Origin of the sequence: Jeotgalibacillus sp. S-D1, from assembly GCF_004358665.1 — a bacterium.
In the GTDB taxonomy this organism is placed as follows: domain Bacteria; phylum Bacillota; class Bacilli; order Bacillales; family Jeotgalibacillaceae; genus Jeotgalibacillus.
Genome location: NZ_SMZR01000001.1, coordinates 1,139,413 through 1,165,022, shown reverse-complemented (window position 1 = coordinate 1,165,022; position 25,610 = coordinate 1,139,413). Strand labels below are relative to the sequence as shown.

Genomic DNA, 25,610 nt, shown 5'->3' with positions numbered 1-25,610 from the left:
GAAATGAAGGGATAGTACTACTCAATATCATAAACATCCGTTAAAATAAGATAGCAAATAATGATCCTAAGAAAAAATGTGAGGAATTTAAAATGAACCCATATGATTTATTTAAACGATTAAAATTAAAAACCATTATCGGTACGCTTCCTCCATCTGTGGACCATATTGAAGTGGATTCACGTGAAGTGAAGCAGAATTCTGTTTTCTTTTGCATAAAAGGCCACACAACTGACGGCCATGACTATGCCCAGCTAGCTGTAAATAATGGAGCCACAGTCATAGTTGCGGAAAAAAATCTTGATATTGACATGGACAAAGCGACGCTGGTTATCGTAAATAGTAGTTCAAGAGCTCTTGCTTTTGCAGCAAATCAATTTTATAACTTTCCATCTAATGAGATGAATGTGTTTGGCGTAACCGGCACGAACGGAAAAACCTCAGTGACAAATCTGATTCACCAGCTCATTAAAAGAGGCGGAGAATCATCTGCCTTATCGGGCACAATAGGATTTGACCTGGATGGCACTTTATACGAAAGCGCCAATACCACAAGTGATATTATTACGACTCAGCGAATGCTCGTGCAGGCAAGAGAAGCTAATGTGAAGAATATGACATTTGAAGTTTCTTCTCATGGACTGGTAGAAGGACGGCTATGGGGAGTGGATTTTGATGTTGTGACCTTTACGAATCTCAGTCATGACCATTTAGATTTTCACGGAACAATGGAGCATTACGGATATGCAAAAGGCCTGCTGTTCTCCCAGCTGGGCCAAGACTTATCAAAACAAAAATATGCAGTCCTGAACTTGGATGATGACTGGTTTGATACATATTCTTCCATGACGCCATTTGAGGTAATCAGCTACAGCATGGAGCGAGACGCTGATTTTTCAGCTAAAAACATTCAATACCTTGATAACCGTACGCTCTTTCAATTAGAATCGCCTGAAGGAACGTTTCAATTGGAAACGCAGTTGCTTGGTACATTTAATGTGTCAAACGTGCTTGCTGCTATCGCTACTTTATATGCTAAAGGAGAAAGTGTGGCTTCACTTGTCGAACGCTTAAAGGATATTCCTCCAATCTCGGGAAGAATGGAACGGGTCCATACGGAAGCTCCGTTATCGATTTACGTAGATTACGCGCATACACCTGATGCGATAGAAAAAGCAATTCAATCCGTTATGCCTTTTAAGAAAAACCGCGTTCTTTTTTTAGTGGGAACAGGGGGGAACCGGGATAAATCCAAACGTCCGACGATGGCAGAAAAAGCCTCGCTGGCAGATTATGTAGTGCTGACAACAGATGATCCAAGGTATGAAAGCTATGACAGCATCATCAATGATTTAGGACAGGGCATGAAGCATGAAAACTATGCCTTGATCGGGGACCGTGAAGAGGCAGTGCGGCATTTAATGAGCATTGCAGAACCTGACGATATCATCATTTTTGCAGGAAAAGGCCATGAGGATTACCAGATTATTGAAAATACTAAATACCCGCATAGCGACCGCAATATTGCGTTGGATGTTATTGCTCAAAGGTTTTAACAGAGCGTATTAAAAAGGCAGCCGGATTTTCTCCGGCTGCCTTTTTGTATTGAGCGCTTTTAGTTAAATTCAGAAAATGATTTAAAAGAACATACCTGCTATAGAAGCGGATAGCATCGAGGCCAATGCTCCTGCAATAACTGCCCGGATTCCAAGACGGGCAATGTCAGGGCGTCTTTCAGGTGCAAGATTGCCAAGTCCGCCTAATAAAATGGCCAATGAAGAAATGTTAGCGAATCCGCAAAGAGCAAACGTAACAACCGCTACCGTTTTGTCTGATAGCTGATCCATCATCGGAGCGAAGTTAGCGTAAGCTACAAACTCATTCAGAACCAGCTTCTGCCCAATGAAGTTTCCTGCCTGAATCGCTTCGTTCCAAGGAATTCCAATAGCAAAAGCAAGTGGAGCGAATACATAGCCAAGGATTAATTCAATGGATAAATTGTTAAAGCCGAACCAGCCGCCGATTCCGCCAAGGATACCGTTAAGCATGGCGATTAAAGCAATAAAGGCAATCAGCATTGCTCCAACGTTTAACACCAGCTGAAGACCGGTACTTGCTCCTTTTGCAGCTGCATCAACGACGTTCGTTGCTTCATTATCAGCTTCCATTTCTAAATCTTTCGGGTCAGGTCTTGGATCTGTTTCAGGAATAAACAGTTTTGCCATAACCAGACCAGCAGGTGCAGCCATAAAGCTTGCCGCTAAAAGGTATTCCAGAGGAACTCCAAGCTGTGAATAACCAATCAGTACAGAACCTGCTACTGAAGCAAGTCCCCCTGTCATAACTGCGAATAATTCAGAGTTGGTCATTTTAGCAATGTAGGGCTTAACGACAAGAGGTGCTTCGGTTTGTCCAACGAAAATATTTGCAGCAGCTGACATTGATTCTGCTTTGCGGGTACCGAGCAGCCATGAAAGACCGCCGCCAAGAAACTTAATAACAATCTGCATGATTTTCAAATAGTAAAGAACTGAAATTAACGAAGAGAAGAAAATAATAATACATAAAACATTGATTGCAAATACCATGCCGCCTTCAGTTTCATAACCAAAACCGCCAAGAACAAAACCAATTCCTTCATTTGCATAGGAAATGATATTGTTTACACCAAATGTTAACTTTTCTAAAGCCCAGCGTCCGGGATTCGTCTTAAGAACTAGAAAAGCAAACGTTAATTGAATAAGTAAACCAACTAAAATCGGCCTCCAATTAATGGATCTTTTATTGCTTGAAAGAGCAAAGGCGATACCCAGAACAACGATAATTCCGAATAATCCCCATATAATGTTAATCATGGTGCACATCTCCATTCATATATATATCTTGCTTGTCAAAACGCTCTCCTCATTCTACAATGCAAATGCAAGCGTTTCAATAATAGTCACAAAAACGTCAAATTAATGTCAGATGTCTGACAACTGAAGGTGGTTTAAAAGTATGAAAATCAGGAAAATAATTAGCTCAGGTAAGGAAAGAAAGATTTTTATCCATGAAAATAAAAAAGAAGAAATGATATTAGTGGCGATTCCATCATTGCACTGGTCGATCGAATTTTCCTACGATGAACTGGGAGAAAAGATGGTACAAACCATTACAAGTTCCCTTTCAGGCCAAACGGACAGCAGCACGGCAGCAGAACTTGCGAATCGAATTAGTCAATGGACGAGAGAAATGTAAGGAATTATAGAAGAAAGAATTAGTATTCACTAAAAAAACCGCTTTATGCTTCGCATAAAGCGGCTTTTTTAATGTTCTTCTGATTTCAGTTCAGTATAAACAACCATCCGGTCTACATAATTTAGCTCATCCCGGTCAAAATATCCTGTACATGTGATAAGATTCAGCTTTCTGGAAGATGAACTGCCAAAAATATTTTGGATCGGGGCTTCATTCCGTTCATAAATTTCTGTTTTCACCACTTCAAACACTAAGGTTTTTCCATCTGAATCGCTGACGATTATCTCGTCACCTTCATTTAATGCTTTTAAATCCCAAAACACAGCAGGGGCTTTTTCGCTGTCAACATGTCCTGCTAAGACGGCATTGCCTTTTTGTCCTGGTTTAAATCCGGGTTCAAACCAGGCAACTTCGTTTCCGTTATCAGGAACGGCCATCGCTCCGCTGTCATCAAGTCCATAGGGATTTACAGGTGCTATTAGACCAATTGATGGGATTGATAGAGAAGATGGTATAATGTGCTCCTCTGTTTCAAGAGGTTTCTTCACAGAATTTGTATTGGACTGGAGTTGATTTACTGCCGGAGGGGCTGCTTGTACCGGAACAGCATCATTTGTTTCGTTTAATATAGGCATTTCAGGGACGGAGGAATCGGGAAAACCTTCTTCTGCACAAGCCGGCAGAAGAAGGATTATACTTGCTAAGGCAATAAAGCGTTTCATCTTAGTTATGTGCACGTCTGCGTACGGCTAATAGAACAGCTGCTCCGCCTAACAAAGCTGCCACTGCAACATACGGTAAAATAGAAGTACTTTCATTCGCCATTCCGCCCATGCCCGTCTCAGGCATTTCAGAAGGCATTGAACCAGAGGCAGGTGCTGTTAAAACAAGTGCTTCAATACTATCCAATGTGTTAACTGCATAAACGCTGTAAGCCATTCCTTCTTCAAGAGCAGTTCCGGACAAGTCTAAAACCTGATCGCCTTCAGGAGTCCGTACTTCAAGATCATAGGTACCTGCTTCTAATTCAGCAAAGTCGGTTACTCCGGGAAATGAAGCTCCGCTGAATACCGCGTCTCCTCCTACAAGGCCAACATCAACTGTTGGAGCATCAGGGGAAAAATGTCCAGCTCTTACTTTTGTCATACCGTCGCTGATTGAAAGATCATCTTCCGTTACATTCAGTTCTAAACTTTCTAGAAGATTAATGGCAGAGGCGGTATAGTATTTTCCGGATTCAACTGTTAATGCAGCAGAAATTACAGCTGTATCTGTTTCTCCTGCAGGGAAAATTTCAACTTCGTGCTCACCGGCAGGCAAAGCCATGTACTCTGTATACGCCTTGAATTCTGCTCCTTCTACTACAGGCTCACCATTTACATACACGTCAACAGCGGGGGCATCGGGTGATGCATGAAGAATCCGAACCCATCCTTCACCATCATTTGCTAAAGCTGCTCCTCCCAACAGCGCCATCATCATTACAGCTGCAAGCATTGAAGCAAAAAACTTTTTCAAATTCGCCACTCTCCTTTTGTTTAGAATATTTGTACAATTAATGTACAACTTATTTATACATTATGTATAGCAAGACAAACAACTTTAAATGTGCTGTGTTATTAAAAATAAAAAAGCTGCTTCATTTTTTAATTAGACGAAAGAATATAAATTAAATGCATCTAATATAGTTATGGTTAGCAGGATGCCGTGAAGCCCTGATGGCATAAATGAATATTTGCATTTAAGAGGCCAAAGCTCTATCATTTAATAGGTAAAGCTTAAGGAACGAGAGGATAAAATTATGACAACACTACAAAAAGAAGTTTCATCTAGACGAACTTTTGCAATAATCTCCCACCCTGATGCAGGGAAAACGACATTAACCGAGCAGCTCCTATTATTTGGAGGAGCGATCCGTGCTGCTGGAACGGTCAAAGGGAAAAAGACCGGTAAGTATGCAACTTCGGACTGGATGGAAATTGAAAAGCAAAGAGGAATTTCGGTTACCTCATCAGTAATGCAATTTGACTACGATAACAAACGAGTGAATATATTAGATACCCCTGGACATCAGGATTTCAGTGAGGATACATACCGTACCCTGATGGCTGTTGACAGTGCTGTGATGATCATTGATGCTGCCAAAGGTATAGAGGCCCAGACATTGAAGCTTTTTAAAGTGTGTAAAATGCGCGGAATTCCGATCTTTACCTTTGTAAATAAGCTTGATCGCCAGGGGAGAGAACCTCTTGAAATAATGGAGGAGCTTGAAGAAGTTCTTGGGATTGAGTCATATGCAATGAACTGGCCGATTGGAATGGGAAAAGAATTTTTAGGTATATATGATCGTCACCACAAAAGAATTGAACAATTTCGTGTAGAAGAGGACAAACGTTTTCTTCCATTAAACGAAGAGGGCGAGCTTGAGGGTGACTACGAAATAAAGCGGTCAGGGTTATATGACCAGGCGCTTGAAGACGTTATGCTGCTGGAGGAAGCAGGTAATGTGTTTACTGAAGAACGTTTGGCAAAAGGCGAGATCACTCCGGTGTTTTTCGGCAGCGCTTTAACAAACTTTGGAGTACAGACATTTTTGGAAACGTACCTTCAATTTGCACCTTCGCCTCAGCCAAGGCAATCCGACATCGGTGCGATCGATCCTTCCGCACAGGAGTTCTCAGGGTTTGTATTTAAAATTCAGGCTAACATGAATCCTGCGCATCGCGACCGAATTGCTTTTCTGCGAATTTGTTCAGGAAAATTTGAAAGAGGGATGGCAGTTCAGCTTGCCAGAACAGGAAAGACGATTAAGCTTTCCTCCTCCACATCCTTCCTGGCAGATGACAGAAATACAGTTGATGTAGCAGTGAGCGGAGATATCATTGGCATCTATGATACGGGAAATTATCAAATTGGCGATACGATCACCGAGAGTAAAAAAAGTTTTCAATTTGAAAAATTGCCTCAATTTACTCCCGAACTATTTATGCGCGTAACCGCAAAAAATGTAATGAAGCAAAAACACTTTCACAAAGGCATCAATCAGCTGGTTCAAGAAGGGGCCATTCAATTGTACAAAACACGCCGTACAGAGGATGTCATTTTAGGAGCGGTTGGACAGCTGCAGTTTGAAGTATTCGAGCACCGCATGAAAAACGAATATAATGTGGATGTCATGATGGAAAATATCGGTTCAAAAATTGCCCGATGGATTGAAAATGAAGCGGATGTAAAGGATGCCATGTCATCTAGCAGAAGCATGCTGGTGAAGGATCGCCAGGAAAAACTTGTTTTCTTATTTGAAAATGATTTTGCTATGCGATGGTTTGCTGATAAGCACCCTGAAATTAAACTGTACAGCCTGCTTTAAACTGAAAAACACCCTTAATGATCAAAATCATCAAGGGTGTTTTTGCGGTTATAACGCATAATAATAGAGGGGTTAAAACCGGGTTGATGAATTTCATTGAAAGATCTTGACGAAACAGCAGGGTATGCTAAAATAAAGTTACTTTAGTGCTTAAAAGCGTTCAAGCGAAAGATGGAATCGGACTGTAAAACAGTTTATCAGGTCTATACCTTGGAGAATTTCCTGGTCCCAATTGTTGAGGGGTGCGGAAGTTCTTTTTTGTGACAGGAGGAAAATGATGTTTAATAATGAACCGGTAATAAGAGCAACAAAAACAGAATCAATTGGGTTGGTAGTTGTTATTGTGGCATTGATCAGCCTATGTATGATCGTGCTGAAAACGGTTCCCCACATTCCAATTATCGTTAGTATTTTATTATTGTTAGGGTTTGGAATCAGTAAAAAAATATCGATGAATGATTTACAAAGCGGAATGACAGCCGGCGCATCATCTGGGTTAAGTGCTGTGTTTTTATTTTTCTTCATAGGCATGATCATCAGTGCATTTATGATTTCAGGAACAATACCAACATTGATCTATATAGGTTTGCATATTGCTGACTGGCCATTTTATTTTGCCATCGTATTTGTTATTACCGCTATTATTGGAATGAGTATTGGAAGTTCCTTAACAACTGTAGCTACTCTTGGCGTAGCGTTTATTGGCGTATCAACTGCTCTGGATGTTTCGCTTGCGGTGACAGCAGGTGCCATTGTATCCGGTGCATTTTTCGGCGATAAAATGTCACCGCTGTCAGATACAACAAACCTTGCCTCCTCAATTGTTGAGGTAGATCTTTTTGAGCATATAAAAAACATGGCCTGGACTACAGTGCCAGCTTTTATCATTTCACTGCTCGTTTTTGGGTTGTTATCACCAGGAGAAAATGCAGGGACAGCAGCTGCTCAGATTGGTAATCTGCAGCAGGGGCTTTCGGATGCAGGGGGAGTCCACTGGTACGGACTATTGCCCTTGGTCTTGCTTTTAGTATTGGCTGTTAAAAAAACGCCTGCTATTTTATCTTTGGCTGTTACCATTGTTTTTAGTATTGCTCTGTCTTATCTCCACAGCTTTACTTCTTTAGCCGATCTATCTGGTTTATTATTCGAAGGATATAAATCTGAATCGGGCATTGAAGAAATAGATTCCCTTCTTACCCGGGGAGGAATTAATTCGATGATGTTTACAGTGGCGCTGGTTATCCTTGCGCTTGGTCTTGGTGGATTATTATTTAAACTGGGCATTATTCAAACGCTGCTTGGTTTAATTGAAAATAAACTTAAAAAAGCTTCCTCCACACTGGTATCAGCTGCATTTACGGCAATTGGTATTAACGCAGTGATAGGGGAACAGTATTTATCCATCCTTTTGACAGGAGAATCATTTAAACGGCCGATTGATGATTTGAATTTGGCACGAAAGAACTTGTCGAGGGTGTTAGAAGATGCTGGAACTGTTATTAACCCACTAGTACCATGGGGCGTTTGTGGTGTTTTTATCACCAATGTTTTAGGTGTATCTACATTAACCTATCTTCCCTTTGCCGTGTTTTGTTTAGCGAGCCCTATACTGACGGTGATTTTTAGTGCTACTGGATGGACGATAACTAAAAATAAAATGTAAACAAGCCCTCCTTTCAGAATGAAAGGGGGGTAATTTTGTTTATATTGTGAACGAGGATGTTAAATATTGAATAACGACACGAGAGTCAGTATAGTAAAAAGACATAGTATTAAAGTTGGGCGAGCTGTTTATTGGTCCAGCGGAGGGAGCGTTTCGGTTGAATTTAAGCAGTTTTTCAGTAAGAAGACCCGTTTTTACCATTGTTACCATGCTTTTAGTTATTTTACTTGGTACCATCTCATTAACAAGAATTCCGATAAAGCTAATACCAGATATTAATCCTCCTGTAGCGGTTGTAGTTACTTCCTACCCGGGAGCAAGTCCGACAGAAGTACTGGAAAAGGTGACAAAGCCAATTGAGTCTCAGCTTGCACTTTTACCAGGATTAAAAAATGTGCAATCAACATCAGAAGAAGGCTCCAATCTGGTGTTTCTGGAATTTACATTTGCCACAGACATCGATGAAGCTGAACGAGATATACAGCAGGCGATTCAACAGGTAGAAGTTCCCGATGAAGCAAACGAACCGAGGGTGCTGAAATTTGACCCTGCCCAGTTTCCGGTTATCCAGCTCAGTCTTCGGTCTTCTGATGATTCAACAGATATTCGCGAGCTTGCAGAAGAATTAGAGCTCGAACTGACACGGACAGATGGAGTTGCAAGTGTAGACGTTTCAAACTCATTATCTGAAGAAGTAAGAATCCTTCTTGATCAGGACAAGCTTGAAGAGTTTGGTCTTACCCAGACAGACGTTTTAAATGCAATCCAGGCAAACAACATTTCGTTTCCCGGCGATACAGTGGAGACAGATGGAAAAGATTTAACGACGAGGATATTAAGTACGCTGACTTCTGTGGAAGACATTGAGAATTTAGCGATATCCGTTAATCCGGTTGACGGGGAAGATATTTTAGTCAGCGACTTGGCGGAAGTTGCCTTTGGTGAGCCTGATCAGGAAGTCATTACCCGGGCAAATGAAGAACAAGCAGTATTAATTAGTGTGCTGCAGGAGTCTGACGCAAATACAGCGGATGTATCTTCAGCATTTCAAGAAGAATTAGACCGCTTATTAGAGGAAGATCGATATGAATCTATAACGGCGGATGTCCTGTTCGATCAGGGCGACTATATTCAATTAGCCATTGGGAATATAGGCAATTCCTTAATTGTCGGTGGATTGTTCGCGATGATTGTATTGTTTTTGTTTTTGCGCAATGTTAAGAGCCCGATCATCATTGGAGTGGCAATCCCATACTCAGTGATTGTAACCTTTGTGTTAATGTTCTTTTCTGATTTCTCACTAAATATTTTCACACTTGGGGCATTAGCACTTGGAATTGGAATGCTGGTGGATAATGCTATCGTTGTGCTTGAAAATATATTCAGGCACTTATCTATGAAGAAAGATCCTAAAACAGCGGCAATAGATGGCGCGAAGGAGGTTGCAGGCGCAATAACAGCATCTACTCTTACAACCATCGCAGTATTTATCCCGGTTATTTTCATTGAAGGACTAATTGGGGATTTATTTACTGAATTTGCTTTAACCATCTCGTTTAGTTTATTTGCTTCTCTTATTGTTGCTTTGACGGTTGTGCCGATGCTTGCGAGCAGACTGCTGAAAGAGCCGCCTAAAAACTATGAAGCAGAAAGAAAGCAGTCCTCATTTGTTAAAGGTTTTGAACGGACAATAGCGTGGTCCCTGAAAAAACGATGGGTTCCGCTGGTGTTAACATTCCTGCTATTGGCAGGAGGAGGCCTGGGATTAACGACGGTTGGCACTCAATTTTTACCTGCTACAGACGAAGGGTTCTTTAGTGTCCGGGTATCGTTGGAAAATGGTACTTCACTCGAAGAAACTGAAAAAGTCGTTAATGCGGTAGAAGAAGAATTGAAAAAAGAAGATGTTATTGATGTTTATGTCAGTCAGATAGGCGCTTTGCAACAAGGTTCTTTTGATGGCTCAACGGATGGCAGCATAGCTGATATTTCCGTTAAAATGAAGCCATTAAATGATCGGGACATATCAGTATTTGAATTTATTGAAGACTTATCACCAAAAATAGAACAGGCAGCACTGGATGTGAATGAAACAGCTGAAGTAACGGCCGATTTGCAAACTGCAACCGGTACTTCACCACAAACTTTATCGTTTTCAGTTCGTGATTCAAGTGAACAGCGATTGGAAAGAGCTGTGGAGGATATACAATCTGCATTGCTGGATCTGGATCATATAACAGAAGTAGAAACAGATTTAGAAGATACAGTTGAAGAAGTACAGCTGACAATTGACCGTGAGAGTGCTCAGGAGTATGGTTTCGCACCGGCCCAAATTGCTCAGACTGTCAACAGTGTCACAAGGGGCGCTTTGGCTACACAGATTATCTCTGAGGATTCGCAGGTGTACAGTGTCTTTGTCCAATATCAAGAAGAGATTGCGAACACTCTCGACGGGCTGGAGACGTTGGCTCTTCGTGCCCCAAGCGGCCAATTTGTTGAGCTCCAGGAACTGGCTGATATTGAAATATCGGAAGGACCAGTATCAATCCAGCGAATCGATCAGCAGGCAGCTGTAGGCTTTACAGCCACCTATACCTCCGGGACTAATCTAGGATCCATTTCTGCTGAAGTAGACGAAGCAATTGCCAAACTGGATCTGGCTGATGAAACAGATGTGGTATTTGGAGGGGACCGTGAACTTCTTGAAGATTCATTAAGTGATATGCTTTTGGCTGTGGTGCTTGCGATTGTACTCGTTTATTTTGTTATGGCAGCACAATTTGAATCGTTTAAATATCCATTTGTTATCATGTTTACGGTGCCTTTAAGCGTTATCGGAGTGGCAATCTCTTTATTTGCAACACAGACGCCGATCAGCGTTACGGCTATTATTGGCTTACTCGTTTTAGCAGGAATTGTAGTAAATAACGGGATTGTTTTAGTCGATTATATCAATCAGCGCAAAGCAGAAAAGATGACCAGTTATGATGCGATTGTCACCTCTGTACGAGATCGTGTTCGTCCAATTTTAATGACGGCATTAACCACTATTTTGGGATTATTGCCGCTGGCTTTGGGTATTGGTGAAGGGACAGAAATAAATCAGCCGATGGCAATTGTCGTTATTGGCGGATTAATCAGTTCCACTTTCTTAACGCTTTACATTGTCCCAATTATTTATAGTTTCTTGGATCCTGAAACAAGAAAAATGAATAAAAAAACGAATAAAAGAAAAAACAACATAACTGAAGAAAGTTAATTTTTAAAAAGGGTTCAACCGGGGGTTGAACCCTTTTACTTTCATCTTTAGTATTAATTAATAAGAAAGGGGTGAGGGGAAATGAGACCAGGTTATTTTGTGACTGGATTTCCCGGATTTATCAGCGAGCACTTTATTAAGTTATGGCTTTCTGATAAAGAAGCAAAAAATATATATTTACTCGTTCAGCCTTCTATGAGCACCAAAGCAAATGAAAAAGTTGAGCACTTATTAAGAGGAGCATCCAACAGGTCAACAATTCAAATAATTGAGGGTGACATTACGAAAAACCATTTGGGGCTGCCTGACCCCACAAAAGATTATTTGAAGGAGAAAATACAGTATGTTTGGCATTTAGCGGCCATATATGATTTAGCGGTGCCTAAATCTCTCGCTTTTAAAGTAAACGTGACGGGAACTTATCATGTGAATGAGTGGGTACAATCATTGCCTCATATTAAACGATACGTCTACTTTAGTACCGCGTACATTGCAGGAAAACGGGAAGGGTCAATTAAAGCAGGCGAACTGATTCGGCCCGAAGCCTTTCGAAATCATTATGAAGAAACCAAATATGAAGCAGAAGTCCTTGTGGATCGGTTGAAAAATCATATTCCAACAACCATTATCAGACCAGGTATTGTTAAAGGATCAGTGAAAAGCGGTGAGACGACTAAGTTTGACGGTCCTTATTATATGATGAATATTATTGACAGACTGAAAGGCTCTTCTTTTATTCCTTATATAGGACGAAGTGCAACGGTGTTAAATGTTGTTCCTGTTGATTATGTAGTTAAAGCAGCTAACTGGTTAGGCCATTTAGAAGCAGGAGCCGGGAAAACCTATCACCTGACTGATCCCAATCCTTATCCGGCAAGAGAGTTATTCCGGTTCATTATGATTGCCCAAACAGGACGAAAGCCGTCATATTCTGTCCCTCATCAATTTGTTGATCGTCTGTTATCTTTTAAAGCAGCCAGGAAATTGCTGCGCGTCGAAAGGGAATCCGTCGAATATTTCTTTTGGAAGGGTTCATTTGATCAAGGGGATACAGAACAAGACCTGGCGGGCACAGGAATCACCTGTCCTGATTTTTTAGAAGGATTGGAACCGATGATCAGCTTTTATAATTTGCATAAAAGAGATGAACGCTTCCATCCTCCTGTTAATTAGGTATCCTTAAATAGGAAAATTTTCGCTGTACATTTGAGAATAGAGTGCTATAATAAAGTTCAAATTAAATATTTCTTTGACATTCAGTCAAGGGGGAGTAGCTATAGTCATTACTCATATGACTAATTACTGGTCGTCATTACATGGATTACGATCCATCGGCCTTAATGGCATAATATATGCTTAGCAAGACCTTTGCCTTTTATTAGGCAAAGGTCTTTTTTGTATGTTAATGCATAGTCACCCCCTCAGCTTGGGGACAATGAAATAAAGGAGGAAAAAAATATGGATGCAGCTTTATTATTGGAATACGGCTGGGTATTGCTGATCTTAGTCGGTTTAGAAGGGATTCTTGCTGCGGATAATGCAGTGGTAATGGCAGTTATGGTAAAGCATTTACCGCCTGAACAAAGAAAAAAAGCACTATTTTACGGATTGTTTGGAGCCTTTATTTTTCGATTTGCGTCATTATTTTTAATTGCCGTCCTGATCGATGTTTGGCAGGTTCAAGCTTTAGGAGCGTTATACCTCCTTTATATTTCTATCAGCCATATAATTAAACAGGCACGAACTTCAAAAGACGAGTTAACTGATGCCGAAAAAGCAGAGAAGGAAACGAAGGGCTCAGGATTCTGGATGACGGTGTTAAAAGTTGAAATAGCTGATATTGCTTTTGCGATTGATTCTATGCTTGCTGCTGTAGCTTTGGCCATTACATTGCCGGCAGTAGGGGCTTTCGAAATTGGGGGCATTGATGGAGCGCAGTTTATCGTGATCTTCCTTGGAGGATTAGTTGGGTTAATCATCATGCGTTTCGCAGCACACTGGTTTGTTCGTCTTCTTGGCAAATATCCATTACTTGAGACTACAGCATTTTTAATTGTAGGCTGGGTAGGGGTTAAATTAGCCGTCCTGACTCTTGGACATCCGAATTTGCACATTATTGATACACATTTTCCACATTCAACAACCTGGAAGCTTATATTCTGGAGTGTTCTTGTCATCATTGCAGTAGGGGGATATATCCTTGCAAGAAAACGCGGTGGTGGAGAAGAGAGTGGGGAAGCATCATTATAATCAGAAAGCCGCTGAATTTAATTTCAGCGGCTTTTCCTATGACCCCCACATCCCAATGTTTTAATTCCGTATACTCTAAGTAAGTGATGAGGTATTAAATAATGGTTTTTCTTTCATTATTCGATGATTATCGGTACAATTCAACAAGACAAAGATATGTTGAATTGAGGTGTTACCGTAAATGCCATTATTATTATTATTAATGTTAAATAAATTGACAAAAACTCTTACCCTGGAAGAGAAAGTGATAGAGATTCAAAAAGGGAATATCGAATTGCTAAATGAAGTGATAAACGATTATAAACCATTTATAAAAAAATCAGTTTCATCTGTCTGCAAACGGTATATCTACGACCAGGATGATGAATACAGCATTGGATTAATGGCTTTTCACGAAGCAATTATGAAATATGAGCCGAATAAAGGTTCTTCATTGCTTGCATTTTCAGATGTAGTCATCAGTCGGAAAATAATTGATTTTATTCGAAAAAATCAGCGGGAAAAAGCTGTGCCTAATCTTTTTTCTGGAGAGGACTCTGATGAAGGAAACAAAGCATCCCTGTTTGAACTTGAGCATGCAATGAATAATTTTCGTGAACAGGAAGTGGCGCAGGAAAGAAAAGATGAAATCGTAGAATACACCCTGAGCTTAAAAAAATACGGATTAACTTTTCAGGATGTTGTTTCGCAATCTCCAAAGCATGAAGATGCGAGGCAAAACGCGATTTCTACCGCACTTTTAATAGCGGATAATCCCATTTGGATGGATTACCTTAAAAAGAAAAAAAGACTGCCATTGAAGCAGATAGAAAAAGAAGTAAGCTTGAGCCGGAAAACGCTGGAGCGAAATCGAAAATATATTATTGCAATTATCGTTTTAATAGATGGTAATTTTGATTATTTGCAGCAGTACATGAAGGAGCGTTTTGATAAATGAAAAAAGGTGTAGTTATGGAGATAAATAAGCGGCATATCATATTGCTTACACAGGAAGGGGAATTTTTACGTGTTCAAAAACCCTCCTCGTCTGTGGAAATTGGTGAGATGATTTATGCAAAACCTATCGAGCGCAACAACAGCCAACGTTCCAGATGGCCGGCGTATAGTGCACTGACTGCCATTTTACTTTTATCATTTTTCCTTCTCAATCCTTTTACTTCCAATAAGACGTACGCGTATTTAGCAGTAGATATTAATCCAAGCTTTGAGTTTAAAATTGGACCTGATGGACAAGTGCTCGCAATAAATGAGTTAAATGCCGAAGCAGCTAAAATAGTGGATGATATTCTTTGGGAAGAACAAACCCTGAGTGAAACAATTGATCAAATTATTTCTATAAGTGACCAGGAAGGTTATTTAAATGAAGGGGACCCTGCAATCCTAATTTCATCAGTCTTCACTGATAATGCAGATGATGCTTATATTGAAGACCTGAATGAATCAATTGTCATGCTTGCAGGTAAAGCTGAAAATAGTTTTCCTAAGGCAAATATAGTCCTGCAGGAAGGATCAATGGAGGACTATAATAATGCAGAAGAACAAGGGGTATCTTTTGGGCGCTTGATTCAGGAAAAGACTTCTAAAAAAATAGAGCAAAAAACAAATATAAAAAAAGACTCAAATCAGCAAAATCAAAAGGTACCGGTAAATGAAGAAAAATCATCTAACGAAGCAGAACAGCCAAATGAAAAAACAAAGGAACGGTCCACAAAAAAAGAACCTGAAGAAGAGCCAGAAGAGTCAGAAAAACCTGATGAGGAGTTAACGCCAAAAAAAGAAAACAGCAGATCCATTCCGGAAAAGCATCTGCGTGAAAATCCTGAAAAACCTGCACCTGAAAAAAATCCAATAGAACATAACACTCCGACTAAAGAAAATACAATACCAAAAAACCTTCCCAAACCATCTCAAGAAGAAAATAAAAGCCAGGTGAAAAAACAGGAAAAAAAAGCAAGTGAAATGAAAGAAAAGAAAAATGAAAGTCAAAATAAAAATGATCATAAGCAAAAACACCAACATAAAGAAAATGAAAAAAACAATAAAAAAGAAGATAAGGAAAAAGGAGAAAAAGCTAATAAAGAGGAGCACCGAAAGAATGAACCGCGTAATAACGGAGAAAATAAAGGTAAAAACGGAGAATAAAGATTTTATTATTGAATTGAAAACCTTCTGTTGAAAGATGATTACGGAAGATAATAGCAGTGAATAGTGAAAATCTGATTCCTTTTATGGTAAAAATCAGCTAAGCTTAGATAGACTATTGAACGTGAAAGGATTAGGATTATGTGGGTAAAATTTAAAGATAGAATACGGATGCTAAAACCCGCACAGTTAATTGTAATTTACTATTTCCTGGCCATCAGTCTTTCATTTATTTTACTTAGACTTCCGGGAGTTCATCAAAATGGTGAATATATTGGGTTAATTGATTCATTATTCACAGCAGTAAGTGCAGTTAGTGTGACCGGTTTAACCGTAGTTAATATTTCAGAAACGTATACAACCTTTGGAATCCTGATGATCATGCTGATCCTCCAATTAGGCGGAATCGGTATCATGTCATTGGGTACTTTTGTTTGGCTTCTGGTTGGCAAACGTATTGGACTAAGAGAAAGACAGCTGATTATGATTGATCATAATCAATATAATTTATCTGGAGTCGTAAAACTTATTATAGAAATAATAAAAATATTACTATTGATTGAAGCAGTTGGAGCTTTGCTGCTCGCTGTATATTTCACTCAATTTTACGATACGATTGGGGAGGCGTTTTTACATGGGGTTTTCGCCTCAGTGTCAGCCACAACAAATGGCGGTTTTGACATCACAGGCCAGTCACTGCTTCCATATGCGAACGACTATTTCGTTCAAATTGTTAATATCCTTTTAATTATACTCGGTGCAATCGGGTTTCCAGTACTTATTGAACTGAAGCAGTTTTTATCGAATAAGAACGGTGCGTTTAGATTTTCTCTATTTACTAAAATTACAACAATAACCTTTGGCATCCTTCTTGCTGTCGGAACTTTTTTAATTTTTATTATGGAATTTAATAAACGATTCCAGGATGTGAGCTGGCATCAGGCATTTTTCTATTCATTATTCCAGTCAACCTCCACCAGATCAGGTGGTTTAGTTACACTTGATGTCAGTAGTTTTTCCGAACCTACACAGCTCGTTCTGAGTTTATTAATGTTTATAGGGGCCTCTCCAAGCTCTGTTGGCGGTGGTATTAGAACAACAACCCTTGCCATTGCTGTGTTATTTTTAATTCATTTTTCAAGAGGAAACAATCAAATTCAAGTGTTCGGGAGAGAAATTCATTTAATTGATGTGTATCGATCTTACGCAGTTATTATACTTGCCGGATTTATGTCTATGCTCTCCGTCATATTAATTATGCTGTTTGATTCACATGATTTAATTTCAGTTGTTTTTGAAGTAACTTCAGCATTTGGAACATCTGGCATGTCCATGGGAATTACTCCTGAACTTTCAACTCCAAGCAAATTCATCATCATGCTCCTCATGTTTATCGGAAGGGTTGGACTCATCTCCTTCCTATTTATGATCGGAGGAAACAATAAAAAAGCAAAATATCATTATCCGAAGGAAAGAGTAATTATTGGATAAAAAATTTCAGTGAAAAGTTTTATGTTTACTCCAATAAAAAACGATGGCAATTTTGCCATCGTTTTTTTTACGCAGTAAATTCAAATAGTTGAGGTAATCCGTTTTTTGGATCGTAATAAGCAATAAAATAAGCTTTATGAAAATCACCATTATTTCCTTGGATCATTCCTTCTTCAAGAATTGTATGTTTAAATAGCTCTTTCTGCTTTAAATCCAGTTTTGCAAAATCTTTACCGGCAAGAGCCGGATCTGTAAGTAATTTCTGATAGATTTCTTTTTTTGCGGTGTCTGTTTCCAGAGGTTTCCACCATGGCTTTCGCGGCTTAAACTTTTGATTTAGCAGATAATCCTTTTTCATGAGAGCTTCAATTATATCTCTATCTGGAATGGCATATGCTTCTAAAAATTGATGCAGCCGTTTAAACAGATCCTCAAGCTGATGCCCGATTCTGGACCAGCCCTGTTCATCCCAGTAGGAACCGAATGACTGAAAGAAATCAAACGGAGTAGGGAATACGTGTTCAACTAAATAGGTGATTGTCTGATCCATACGATGATCATTCCAGTATTTCTCCAATACATCCTCCACATGTTTAATTCTGATAATATCATCAAAAGATAATACATTGTTGCTTAGAATTTCATAAGGAGCATGGTCCATATAAACATAATGATGGTTTTTTGAGTTGATTCTTAATCCGGTACCGCGCAGCATTTTTAAAAACCCAAGCTGTAATTCCTCAGGTCTCATTTCAAAGACGTCATTGAAAGTTTGTTTGAAGGATTGGTAATCCTCCTCGGGAAGACCTGCGATCAGGTCAAGATGCTGATCAATTTTCCGGCCATCTTTGACCATTGTGACAGTTCGTTTCAATTTTTCGTAATTCTGTTTTCTCATGACCAGCTCATTTGTTTCATCGTTCGTTGACTGAACACCTATTTCAAAACGGAACAAGCCTTCAGGAGCGTTTTCATTCAGATATTGAATGACTTCTGGACGCATAATATCAGCAGTGATTTCAAATTGAAAAACCGTACCCGGTTTATGTTCATCAATTAAAAATCCAAACATATCCATTGCGTAGCTTCTGCTGATGTTAAATGTACGATCCACAAATTTTATGATTTTAGCGCCGTGGTTCATCAGAAAACGAATTTCCTCTTTAATGGTCTCCCTGTCAAAGTATCGAACGCCTACTTCTATTGAAGATAAACAAAATTGACATCGAAATGGACAGCCTCTGCTTGTTTCGATATAAACGATCCGTTTAGATAAATCTTTGCGATCTTCTTCGAAACGAAAAGGAGAAGGCAGCGTTTTTAAGTCCATTTTATTCGTTTGTGGATGGATGACAGGTTTTTGTTCAGTCTGATAAGCAATTCCATTAACATCCTGAATCGAAATATCACCGGAAAGTGCACGTAACAGCTGTTTAAATGACTCTTCACCTTCCCCCACAACAATAAAATCTACATTGTCCAGCCGTTCCAGCCAGTAGGGTACATCGTAGGAGACTTCGGGTCCTCCGATCACGATTTTAGTATGAGGTGAGATTTTTTTAAACAGATTAATGACATTAATTGTCTCTTCTATATTCCAAATATAACAGCTGAAACCTAAGACATCAGGTTTTTTTGTATAGAGATCAGCAACAATATTCATCTCCGGATCTTTGATGGTGTATTCACTGATTTCAATTTGAAATTCATCTTGTGCATACGCTTTTAAACATCTGATTGCTAAATTGGTATGGATAAATTTCGCGTTTAACGTTGACAGTACAATGTTCACTTTATTAGCTCCTTCAATTCGGTGTTTACATAGAATTTATTTTACAGGAGGGATTGTAAAGAAACAACATTACAGGTATTATCGAAATATTTGATTATTAGCAGCAGAATTATATTATTACTCTGGTAAAATGATTTTTTATATGTTCTATATAAGAATTTGGATGTAAAAAGAGTTTCTTTCCTCATGATTAAATGTTAAAATTGGGAAAAAGAAAAACAGCCCAAAGTTGGACTGTTTTATACGAGAGGGATTATTTTTCCTTAGGAGAAAGTTTTTTTAATCTGCTTGCTTTTAATTCAATAATTGGCTGAGTAACAGCTGTAATCCAATTGGTTGAGAGAAGAATGGTCAGCAATAATGATGAGATCATGATTAATAGCAAAGATACGTACGGATTAACAAATACATCTATATTGCTCTCTCTGAATAATTGAATGATAAAACCGTGGAGAAGATAAACATAAAGTGTATTTTTTCCCCAGTTTGTATAAAAGTATTTTTTTTCTGGAGTAATGGAAAAGAATGACGCTACTAACCATAAACTCAGAGAATAAATTAACATGCGGATAAACGGGCTTAATTCACGCGGCTGTCCTAATTCGGAATAGGAATAAGTTCCCAGTAGCCATTTGTTGCTCCATTCGGGAAATACAAGCATGAATAACAGGACTACTGCAATAGAAAAAACACCAGCTAGTTGAAAAGGCCTTTTCTTCAGCCAGGTAAATTGTTCCCTGTTGATGTAATACCCTATAAGGAAGAATGGAAAGAACACAAACGTTCTTGAAATACTTAACGTACTTGTCAGATCATCAACAAAACCTATCATGATGCCCAATCCAAAACTTATAGGAACAGCCGTTTTCCACGAGAGCCTAAGCACACCAATAAATAGCAGCAGCAATAAACTCCAAAAAAACATGCTGACGAGAAACCATAAAGACCATTGTGGGTTAAAAGGATCAATTGTCAGTGTTTGTTCATTCCTAAGGAAATAATAGTATATAGTGTAAATTAACTGGAATATTAGGTATGGTATTAGCAACTTTTTTACTAACTTTCGTATTAAACCTTTTTGATGAATTCCTTTTGCGAAATATCCAGCTACTAAAATGAAAGCCGGCATATGAAAAAAGTAAATCGTTTTATACACTGATAGTAATAAAGGGTCGGTCTCAATGTACGTCTGAATGGCATGGCCGAACACTACTAAAAAAATCAAGATAAACTTTGCATTATCAAAAAAATAATCTCGTTTTGTCACTAGAGCACCAACTTTTCTAATAGTTCTTATCTTTCTAATTACCCGTTTTATTGAGGAGTGAACCTGGTGAATCAGCGTTAATCTTCCTGGTTTATTCAAAAACATGTTTTACATACGGAAGTTGAGGGGTGACTTTGCACATGTTCGGTAAGTTAGAAGAGAAATGGTCAATTAAAGACAAACCGCAACCGTTAGTTATGGAAGAATTAGCACTCCAGGTTCTTATGAATATGAGTGAAGGCGTCATTTTATTTAACGATAAAGGTAAAATATTACTATACAATTCAACCGCAAACAACTTTCTTCAAATAGATACTTCCGATAATATTATCGAAGTTATTACTGATATCATACCGGCAGAAGAACATGCTGATTTTAATGGCAAACTTTTATCGCTGATCAAAGTCAAAAAAATTACCGGGCAATTTACTTTCCAAACACCCGATGATGCCAGGCACAGTTGTGAATGCGATCTTATATTAATGGAACAGGATTCAACCATTCTTCTTATTATCCGTAAAACACAGCAGATTCAAACAGATCACCTTAATTTAAACAGTATTTTTCAGGCATCTTTTGATAATGCTCTTCATGGCTTGCTGCTTACCGGCAAAGATGGAAGAATTATTCATTCAAACGGCCAGGCAAATAAATCATTGTCGCTTAATAGCAATGAAGCTATTATAAGATTTAATTTAGATGAATTTCAAGAAAAAAAGATTTCTGGGATCATTGATGAAGAAAGTCATAAAAAACTTGCTCCTTATTTATACATCGGTGATATTAAAACAATGATCGTACAGCTTTCAAAGCGTTACTTTGAAGTAGTAACAATTAACGATATAGCCAATGATGTCGACCTGACTGTTTTAAGGGATGTAACGGAAATGGTTGAAATGATGGAGCAGCTGAATAAGCATGATACATTAAAAATCGTCGGACAGCTTGCTGCTGGTATTGCCCATGAAATCCGCAACCCTATGACTGCACTAAAAGGTTTTATTCAGTTATTAGAATCCAGTGTTAAAGAAGATCACAGTATGTATTTTGGCGTGATCATGTCTGAACTGCAGCGAATAGAAACGATCATGACAGAATTTCTTATGCTGGCCAAACCAAAATCCAGTGCCTATGAAAACGTAAGTCTGCCCTGTATATTAAAAGAAACAGCAGATCTTATGCAAGCCCAGGCGACACTCTATGATATTGAGTTAAATGTTAACTGCAAAAATAAGGGTCAGACACTGTATGGTGATGGCAACCGTTTAAAGCAGGTACTAATTAACCTGGTCAAAAATGCAATAGAAGCCATTTCAGGAGGAGGGATTATTGCGCTTCAGTATTTCGCAGATGATCTTGGTCAGCATATCCTGGTAAAAGATTCGGGCTGTGGAATATCAGACGAGCATTTAACTAAATTGAATGAACCTTTTTATACGACAAAGGAAAACGGAACAGGCCTTGGCCTGGTGGTCAGTTTTAAAATTGTTGAAGAACATGGCGGTAAAATAGAAGTGACTAGTGAGATGGGAAAAGGGTCCATCTTTCATTTATTATTTCCAACAACAGGGGATGAAGATCGTGCATCAACGCATCATTAACAGCCCAATGGGGCTATTGCGGGTAGAAATCATTGAAGACAGATTAACCCGGCTTGACTTAATGGCAGATCCAGAAGAAAATTATAGGGATGAACATCCGCTACTTGACGAAACAGAAAGACAGATATGTGAGTATTTTGATGGAAAAAGGCAGGAGTTCAATCTCCCTATACACTATGAAGGGACAATGTTCCAAAAAGAAGTGTGGGCGGCTTTGGGCTCTATTCCTTATGGGGCCACTTGCTCGTATAAGGATATAGCAAGTAAAATTAAACGGGAAAAGGCAGTTCGCGCTGTTGGACAGGCAAATAAGCGGAATCCTCTTCCCATTGTCATTCCCTGTCATCGTGTGGTGGGGAAAAATGGATCCATGACCGGTTATGCAGGTACACATATTAATAAAAAAGAGCTCCTTTTAAATTTAGAGAGTCGATTTTCCAATAGAAATTCCTGAAAAATGGAGACTATTTGTCTCATTTTTCAGGAATTTTTTCTTGACTGAAATAAACTAATTTGATATAAATCTAATTAGATGAATATCTAAGGAGGTAGATTATGCAATTAGAAAAACAAGTAGCCTTCTTAAAAGGCATCGCCGATCCTGCAAGAATGAAGATCATTCATCTGCTTGCAAGGGGACCTCTTCATGGTCAGGCGATAGCTGGGAAATTAGGACTTACACCGCCCACTATTTCACATCATTTAACTAAATTAAGAGAGAGCGGGGTGATCATTTCAAGACGTGACAAAAATACGATTTATTTTGAATTAAACAAAAAAATGATGCAGCAGCATCTCCTGGCCATTTTAGATGTACTGGAGAATGATAAGGAGGAAAACCAAGTGGGGGAAAAACAAGCAATCATCCAGAATTTTTTGGATAAGGAAGGCAAACTTAAAACAATACCAGCCCAAAGAAAGAAAAAACTGGTTGTTCTTGAATACATGATTGAGAAGCTTGAAATGGGAAAAAAATATCCTGAAAAAGAGATCAATACATTTATTCAGCAATATCATGAAGATTACGCTACTATTCGAAGAGAATTTATTAATCATCAATTTATGTATCGTGAAAATAATATCTATGAGGTTAATCCAAAAGAAATGTGGCTGATTTAATATTGAAACAAAACTCCATAAATCATTTAAATGGAGTCTGTTTTCATTGTAACGATGAGGTGAACGGAGCGGAAGGTGGCGACTCCAGCAGGATGTGACGGCAAGCTGAGACCCCGCAAGGCGAAGCCTGAGGAGGGCTCAGCGCCGTCCCTGCGGAAAGCGTCCGCCTGAAGCGCAGTGAACCGGTTAGAATAGAATAAGACAAATTTGTCCCAGTCCCGTTCTTTTAATCAAGATTAATTATCAATTTTTGGTTAGGCAGGTGTATTAAAGCACGTATACCGGGACTAATTGGAGCTAACCGTACACCCTTTGAAGCACCGGTCTTTGGCTATTTTATTTCCCGATCTGCCTTTTCATGAATATTCATTTGGTCTCCGGTCATCAAAAACAGGGATTCTTGATCGAATAGCTTTTACATTACTAATGTCGATTGTAGCAGTAACAATTTCCTCATTTATGCCCCCCTGAGCCAATGTTTCCCCCCACGGATCAATAATGATCGAGTTTCCCGCAAACTGGTTATTTGGATCACTTCCCATTCGATTACAGGCAAGTACATAGCTTTGGTTTTCAATGGCCCTTGCCTTTAAAAGCGTCAGCCAGTGGTCTGTTCTTGGTTCAGGCCACTCAGCTACTACCACAATCACTTGAGCGCCTTCAAGCACGGGTTTTCTAATCCATTCCGGAAAACGAATATCATAGCAGATAAAGCCGCCAAAATGAATATCAGCTAGAGTAAAGGAAGGTGAGTCCTTTCCGGCAGAAAGGTAGTGATGTTCATCCATCAATTTAAACAAGTGAAGTTTACTGTACTCATGCACTAATTCACCCTGTTTATCTACTACAAGCATGGTATTGTACACTTTATCATCTTTTTTGTTGGCAACAGAGCCGCCGATAATATGGACATTATAGGTTTGTGCAAGTTTTTTAAGAAATAATATAGATTCCTCAGCATTTTTATCGGCTATATCATCAAGTCTTGTTAAGTCATATCCAGTACTCCAAAGCTCCGGTAATACGATTAAGTCATAGTTTTCATTTTGTATCTTTTTAAATTGACTTTCAACATACACTCGATTTTTAGCGGGCTGTCCGAATTGAATATCCATTTGCAATAAACCAATTTTCATTTTATTTTCCTCCAATTATCAAAAGATTCTTTACATCCAATTTTATTCGTTATACCATGTGTTACAACAATTTGAAAGTGAAAGAGCGGGTGACTTCATGAAAAAGTTTGAAAAATCAGATCGATTGAATAGATTACCAGAACAATTTTTTGCTTCCTTAGCCAAAAAAGTTTCAGACAGAGTGAACGCTGGCCACGATGTAATTAATTTTGGCCAGGGAAATCCAGATTTGCCTACTCCGCAGCATATAGTCGATCGGCTTAAAAAAGCAGCTGATAATCCGGTCAATCATAAGTATTCACCTTTCAGAGGCATGGACTATATAAAAAAAGCGGTAGCAGAGTTTTATCAACGGGAGTATGGTGTCCGCATTGACCCTGAAAAAGAGGTCTCCGTCCTATTTGGAGGGAAAGCGGGATTGGTGGAGCTGCCTCAATGCCTGGCAAACCCCGGGGATACTGTGCTGGTTCCTGATCCTGGTTATCCCGATTACTGGTCAGGAATTTCTCTTGCGGAAGCAGCCATGCATACAATGCCGCTTCTGGAGGAAAATAGCTTTCTGCCGGACTATTCAATTATACCAAAGGAAACCGCGGACAAATCAAAGCTAATGTTTATAAATTATCCTAATAACCCCACAGGCGGAGTGGCAGATCAATCTTTTTTTGATGAAACCGTCCAGTTTGCCAATCAGCACGATATTTGTGTCGTGCATGACTTTGCCTATGGATCGATTGGTTTTGATGGCGTGAAGCCGCCAAGTTTTTTACAATCTGATGGAGCGAAAGAAACCGGAATTGAAATTTATACTCTGTCCAAGACATTTAATATGGCCGGTTGGCGTGTGGGATTTGCAGTAGGCAATGCATCGGTTATTGAAGCGTTAGACGTTCTGCAGGACCACTTGCATGTCAGTTTATTTGGCGGTATTCAAGAAGCGGCAGAAGAAGCGCTTCTAAGCTCCTACGATGCAGCTGAGCAATTAAAAGATACATATGAAAAAAGAAGAAATGTGCTGGTACAGGAGCTTCAATCCATTGGCTGGGAAGTTCGAGCGCCAAAGGGATCTTTTTTTGCATGGTTTAAAGTCCCTGAAGGATTTACCTCAGTTTCATTCTCTGACTATCTTGTGGAACATGCGAATGTCGTCATGGCGCCGGGAATTGGATTTGGAGATTATGGCGAAGGCTATGTGAGAGTTGGTCTTTTAACATCCGAAGACCGAATGAGGGAAGCAGTTCAAAGAATTAAAAAGCTTAATCTCTTCTAAAAGGTTCATTAAA

General features: G+C 39.2%; 20 protein-coding genes. 14 read left to right on the top strand and 6 right to left on the bottom strand.

All coding sequences use genetic code 11. The features are described 5' to 3' along the window. Positions 1-92 precede the first annotated feature (92 nt). Positions 93-1,556: a UDP-N-acetylmuramoyl-L-alanyl-D-glutamate--2,6-diaminopimelate ligase gene (locus E2R51_RS05885; protein ID WP_133376079.1), complete on the top strand. Its 1,464-nt coding sequence runs from the start codon at positions 93-95 to the stop codon at positions 1,554-1,556. A gap of 81 nt (positions 1,557-1,637) precedes the next feature. Here the strand turns inward: E2R51_RS05885 and E2R51_RS05880 are convergent, their stop codons facing one another. Further along, positions 1,638-2,852, bottom strand: coding sequence for a NupC/NupG family nucleoside CNT transporter (locus E2R51_RS05880; RefSeq protein WP_133376346.1), 1,215 nt, complete (start codon positions 2,850-2,852; stop codon positions 1,638-1,640). A 145-nt stretch (positions 2,853-2,997) separates the two neighbouring features. Between E2R51_RS05880 and E2R51_RS05875 the strand changes: the two genes are divergently transcribed. Continuing rightward, positions 2,998-3,237, top strand: a complete 240-nt coding sequence (locus E2R51_RS05875; RefSeq protein ID WP_133376078.1) for a YueH family protein — start codon at positions 2,998-3,000, stop codon at positions 3,235-3,237. A gap of 68 nt (positions 3,238-3,305) precedes the next feature. On the opposite strand, the gene E2R51_RS05870 is transcribed toward E2R51_RS05875, so the two are convergent. Together E2R51_RS05870 and E2R51_RS05865 are read right to left on the bottom strand one after the other, a co-directional pair. Beyond that, positions 3,306-3,959, bottom strand: a complete 654-nt coding sequence (locus E2R51_RS05870; RefSeq protein WP_133376077.1) for a class F sortase — start codon at positions 3,957-3,959, stop codon at positions 3,306-3,308. A 1-nt stretch (position 3,960) separates the two neighbouring features. Then, on the bottom strand, positions 3,961-4,755 hold the full coding sequence (locus E2R51_RS05865) for a DUF4397 domain-containing protein (RefSeq protein WP_240732965.1): 795 nt from the start codon (positions 4,753-4,755) through the stop codon (positions 3,961-3,963). Between the two features lie 283 nt (positions 4,756-5,038). On the opposite strand from E2R51_RS05865, the gene E2R51_RS05860 reads away from it, so the two are divergent. The 8 genes from E2R51_RS05860 (at position 5,039) to E2R51_RS05825 (ending at position 17,412) form a co-directional block, all read left to right on the top strand. Continuing rightward, on the top strand, positions 5,039-6,607 hold the full coding sequence (locus E2R51_RS05860; protein ID WP_133376076.1) for a peptide chain release factor 3: 1,569 nt from the start codon (positions 5,039-5,041) through the stop codon (positions 6,605-6,607). Between the two features lie 277 nt (positions 6,608-6,884). Further along, positions 6,885-8,270 (top strand): Na+/H+ antiporter NhaC, encoded by a 1,386-nt coding sequence (nhaC, locus tag E2R51_RS05855; protein ID WP_133376344.1) that lies wholly within the window; start codon positions 6,885-6,887, stop codon positions 8,268-8,270. Between the two features lie 157 nt (positions 8,271-8,427). After that, positions 8,428-11,529, top strand: coding sequence for an efflux RND transporter permease subunit (locus E2R51_RS05850; RefSeq protein ID WP_133376075.1), 3,102 nt, complete (start codon positions 8,428-8,430; stop codon positions 11,527-11,529). An 81-nt stretch (positions 11,530-11,610) separates the two neighbouring features. Beyond that, positions 11,611-12,702, top strand: coding sequence for an SDR family oxidoreductase (locus E2R51_RS05845; protein WP_133376074.1), 1,092 nt, complete (start codon positions 11,611-11,613; stop codon positions 12,700-12,702). 285 nt (positions 12,703-12,987) lie between these two features. Then, complete coding sequence (locus E2R51_RS05840; RefSeq protein WP_133376073.1) at positions 12,988-13,779, top strand: TerC family protein; 792 nt, start codon at positions 12,988-12,990, stop codon at positions 13,777-13,779. 181 nt (positions 13,780-13,960) lie between these two features. Beyond that, entirely contained in the window at positions 13,961-14,716 is a 756-nt protein-coding gene (gene sigI / locus E2R51_RS05835; protein ID WP_133376072.1) for an RNA polymerase sigma-I factor, read from the top strand. Then, positions 14,713-15,921, top strand: coding sequence for an anti-sigma factor domain-containing protein (locus tag E2R51_RS05830; protein WP_133376071.1), 1,209 nt, complete (start codon positions 14,713-14,715; stop codon positions 15,919-15,921). The genes sigI and E2R51_RS05830 overlap by 4 nt, the downstream gene beginning before the upstream one ends. Before the next feature lie 141 nt (positions 15,922-16,062). After that, positions 16,063-17,412 carry a TrkH family potassium uptake protein gene (locus E2R51_RS05825; RefSeq protein WP_133376070.1) on the top strand — a complete coding sequence of 450 codons (1,350 nt, stop codon included), beginning with the start codon at positions 16,063-16,065 and terminating at the stop codon, positions 17,410-17,412. Positions 17,413-17,479: 67 nt separating this feature from the next. Here the strand turns inward: E2R51_RS05825 and E2R51_RS05820 are convergent, their stop codons facing one another. Beyond that, on the bottom strand, positions 17,480-19,204 hold the full coding sequence (locus tag E2R51_RS05820; protein WP_133376069.1) for a B12-binding domain-containing radical SAM protein: 1,725 nt from the start codon (positions 19,202-19,204) through the stop codon (positions 17,480-17,482). Between the two features lie 253 nt (positions 19,205-19,457). Continuing rightward, positions 19,458-20,576: an acyltransferase family protein gene (locus tag E2R51_RS05815; RefSeq protein ID WP_240732964.1), complete on the bottom strand. Its 1,119-nt coding sequence runs from the start codon at positions 20,574-20,576 to the stop codon at positions 19,458-19,460. Positions 20,577-20,611: 35 nt separating this feature from the next. Here E2R51_RS05815 and E2R51_RS05810 point away from each other — a divergent pair, with 35 nt between their 5' ends. The 3 genes from E2R51_RS05810 (at position 20,612) to E2R51_RS05800 (ending at position 23,191) form a co-directional block, all read left to right on the top strand. Continuing rightward, the gene (locus tag E2R51_RS05810) at positions 20,612-22,072 is read left to right on the top strand and encodes an ATP-binding protein (protein ID WP_133376067.1); all 1,461 of its coding nucleotides are present in this window, start codon (positions 20,612-20,614) and stop codon (positions 22,070-22,072) included. Beyond that, positions 22,044-22,526 (top strand): methylated-DNA--[protein]-cysteine S-methyltransferase, encoded by a 483-nt coding sequence (locus tag E2R51_RS05805; RefSeq protein WP_133376343.1) that lies wholly within the window; start codon positions 22,044-22,046, stop codon positions 22,524-22,526. Before E2R51_RS05810 ends, E2R51_RS05805 begins: the two co-directional genes overlap by 29 nt. A gap of 101 nt (positions 22,527-22,627) precedes the next feature. Continuing rightward, a complete protein-coding gene (locus tag E2R51_RS05800; protein ID WP_133376066.1) occupies positions 22,628-23,191 on the top strand; it encodes a DUF2087 domain-containing protein in 564 nt (187 codons plus the stop codon). A gap of 356 nt (positions 23,192-23,547) precedes the next feature. Here the strand turns inward: E2R51_RS05800 and E2R51_RS05795 are convergent, their stop codons facing one another. Then, complete coding sequence (locus E2R51_RS05795; RefSeq protein WP_133376065.1) at positions 23,548-24,327, bottom strand: carbon-nitrogen family hydrolase; 780 nt, start codon at positions 24,325-24,327, stop codon at positions 23,548-23,550. 97 nt (positions 24,328-24,424) lie between these two features. Here E2R51_RS05795 and E2R51_RS05790 point away from each other — a divergent pair, with 97 nt between their 5' ends. Further along, positions 24,425-25,597: a pyridoxal phosphate-dependent aminotransferase gene (locus tag E2R51_RS05790; RefSeq protein ID WP_133376064.1), complete on the top strand. Its 1,173-nt coding sequence runs from the start codon at positions 24,425-24,427 to the stop codon at positions 25,595-25,597. The last annotated feature ends 13 nt before the right edge of the window (positions 25,598-25,610 follow it).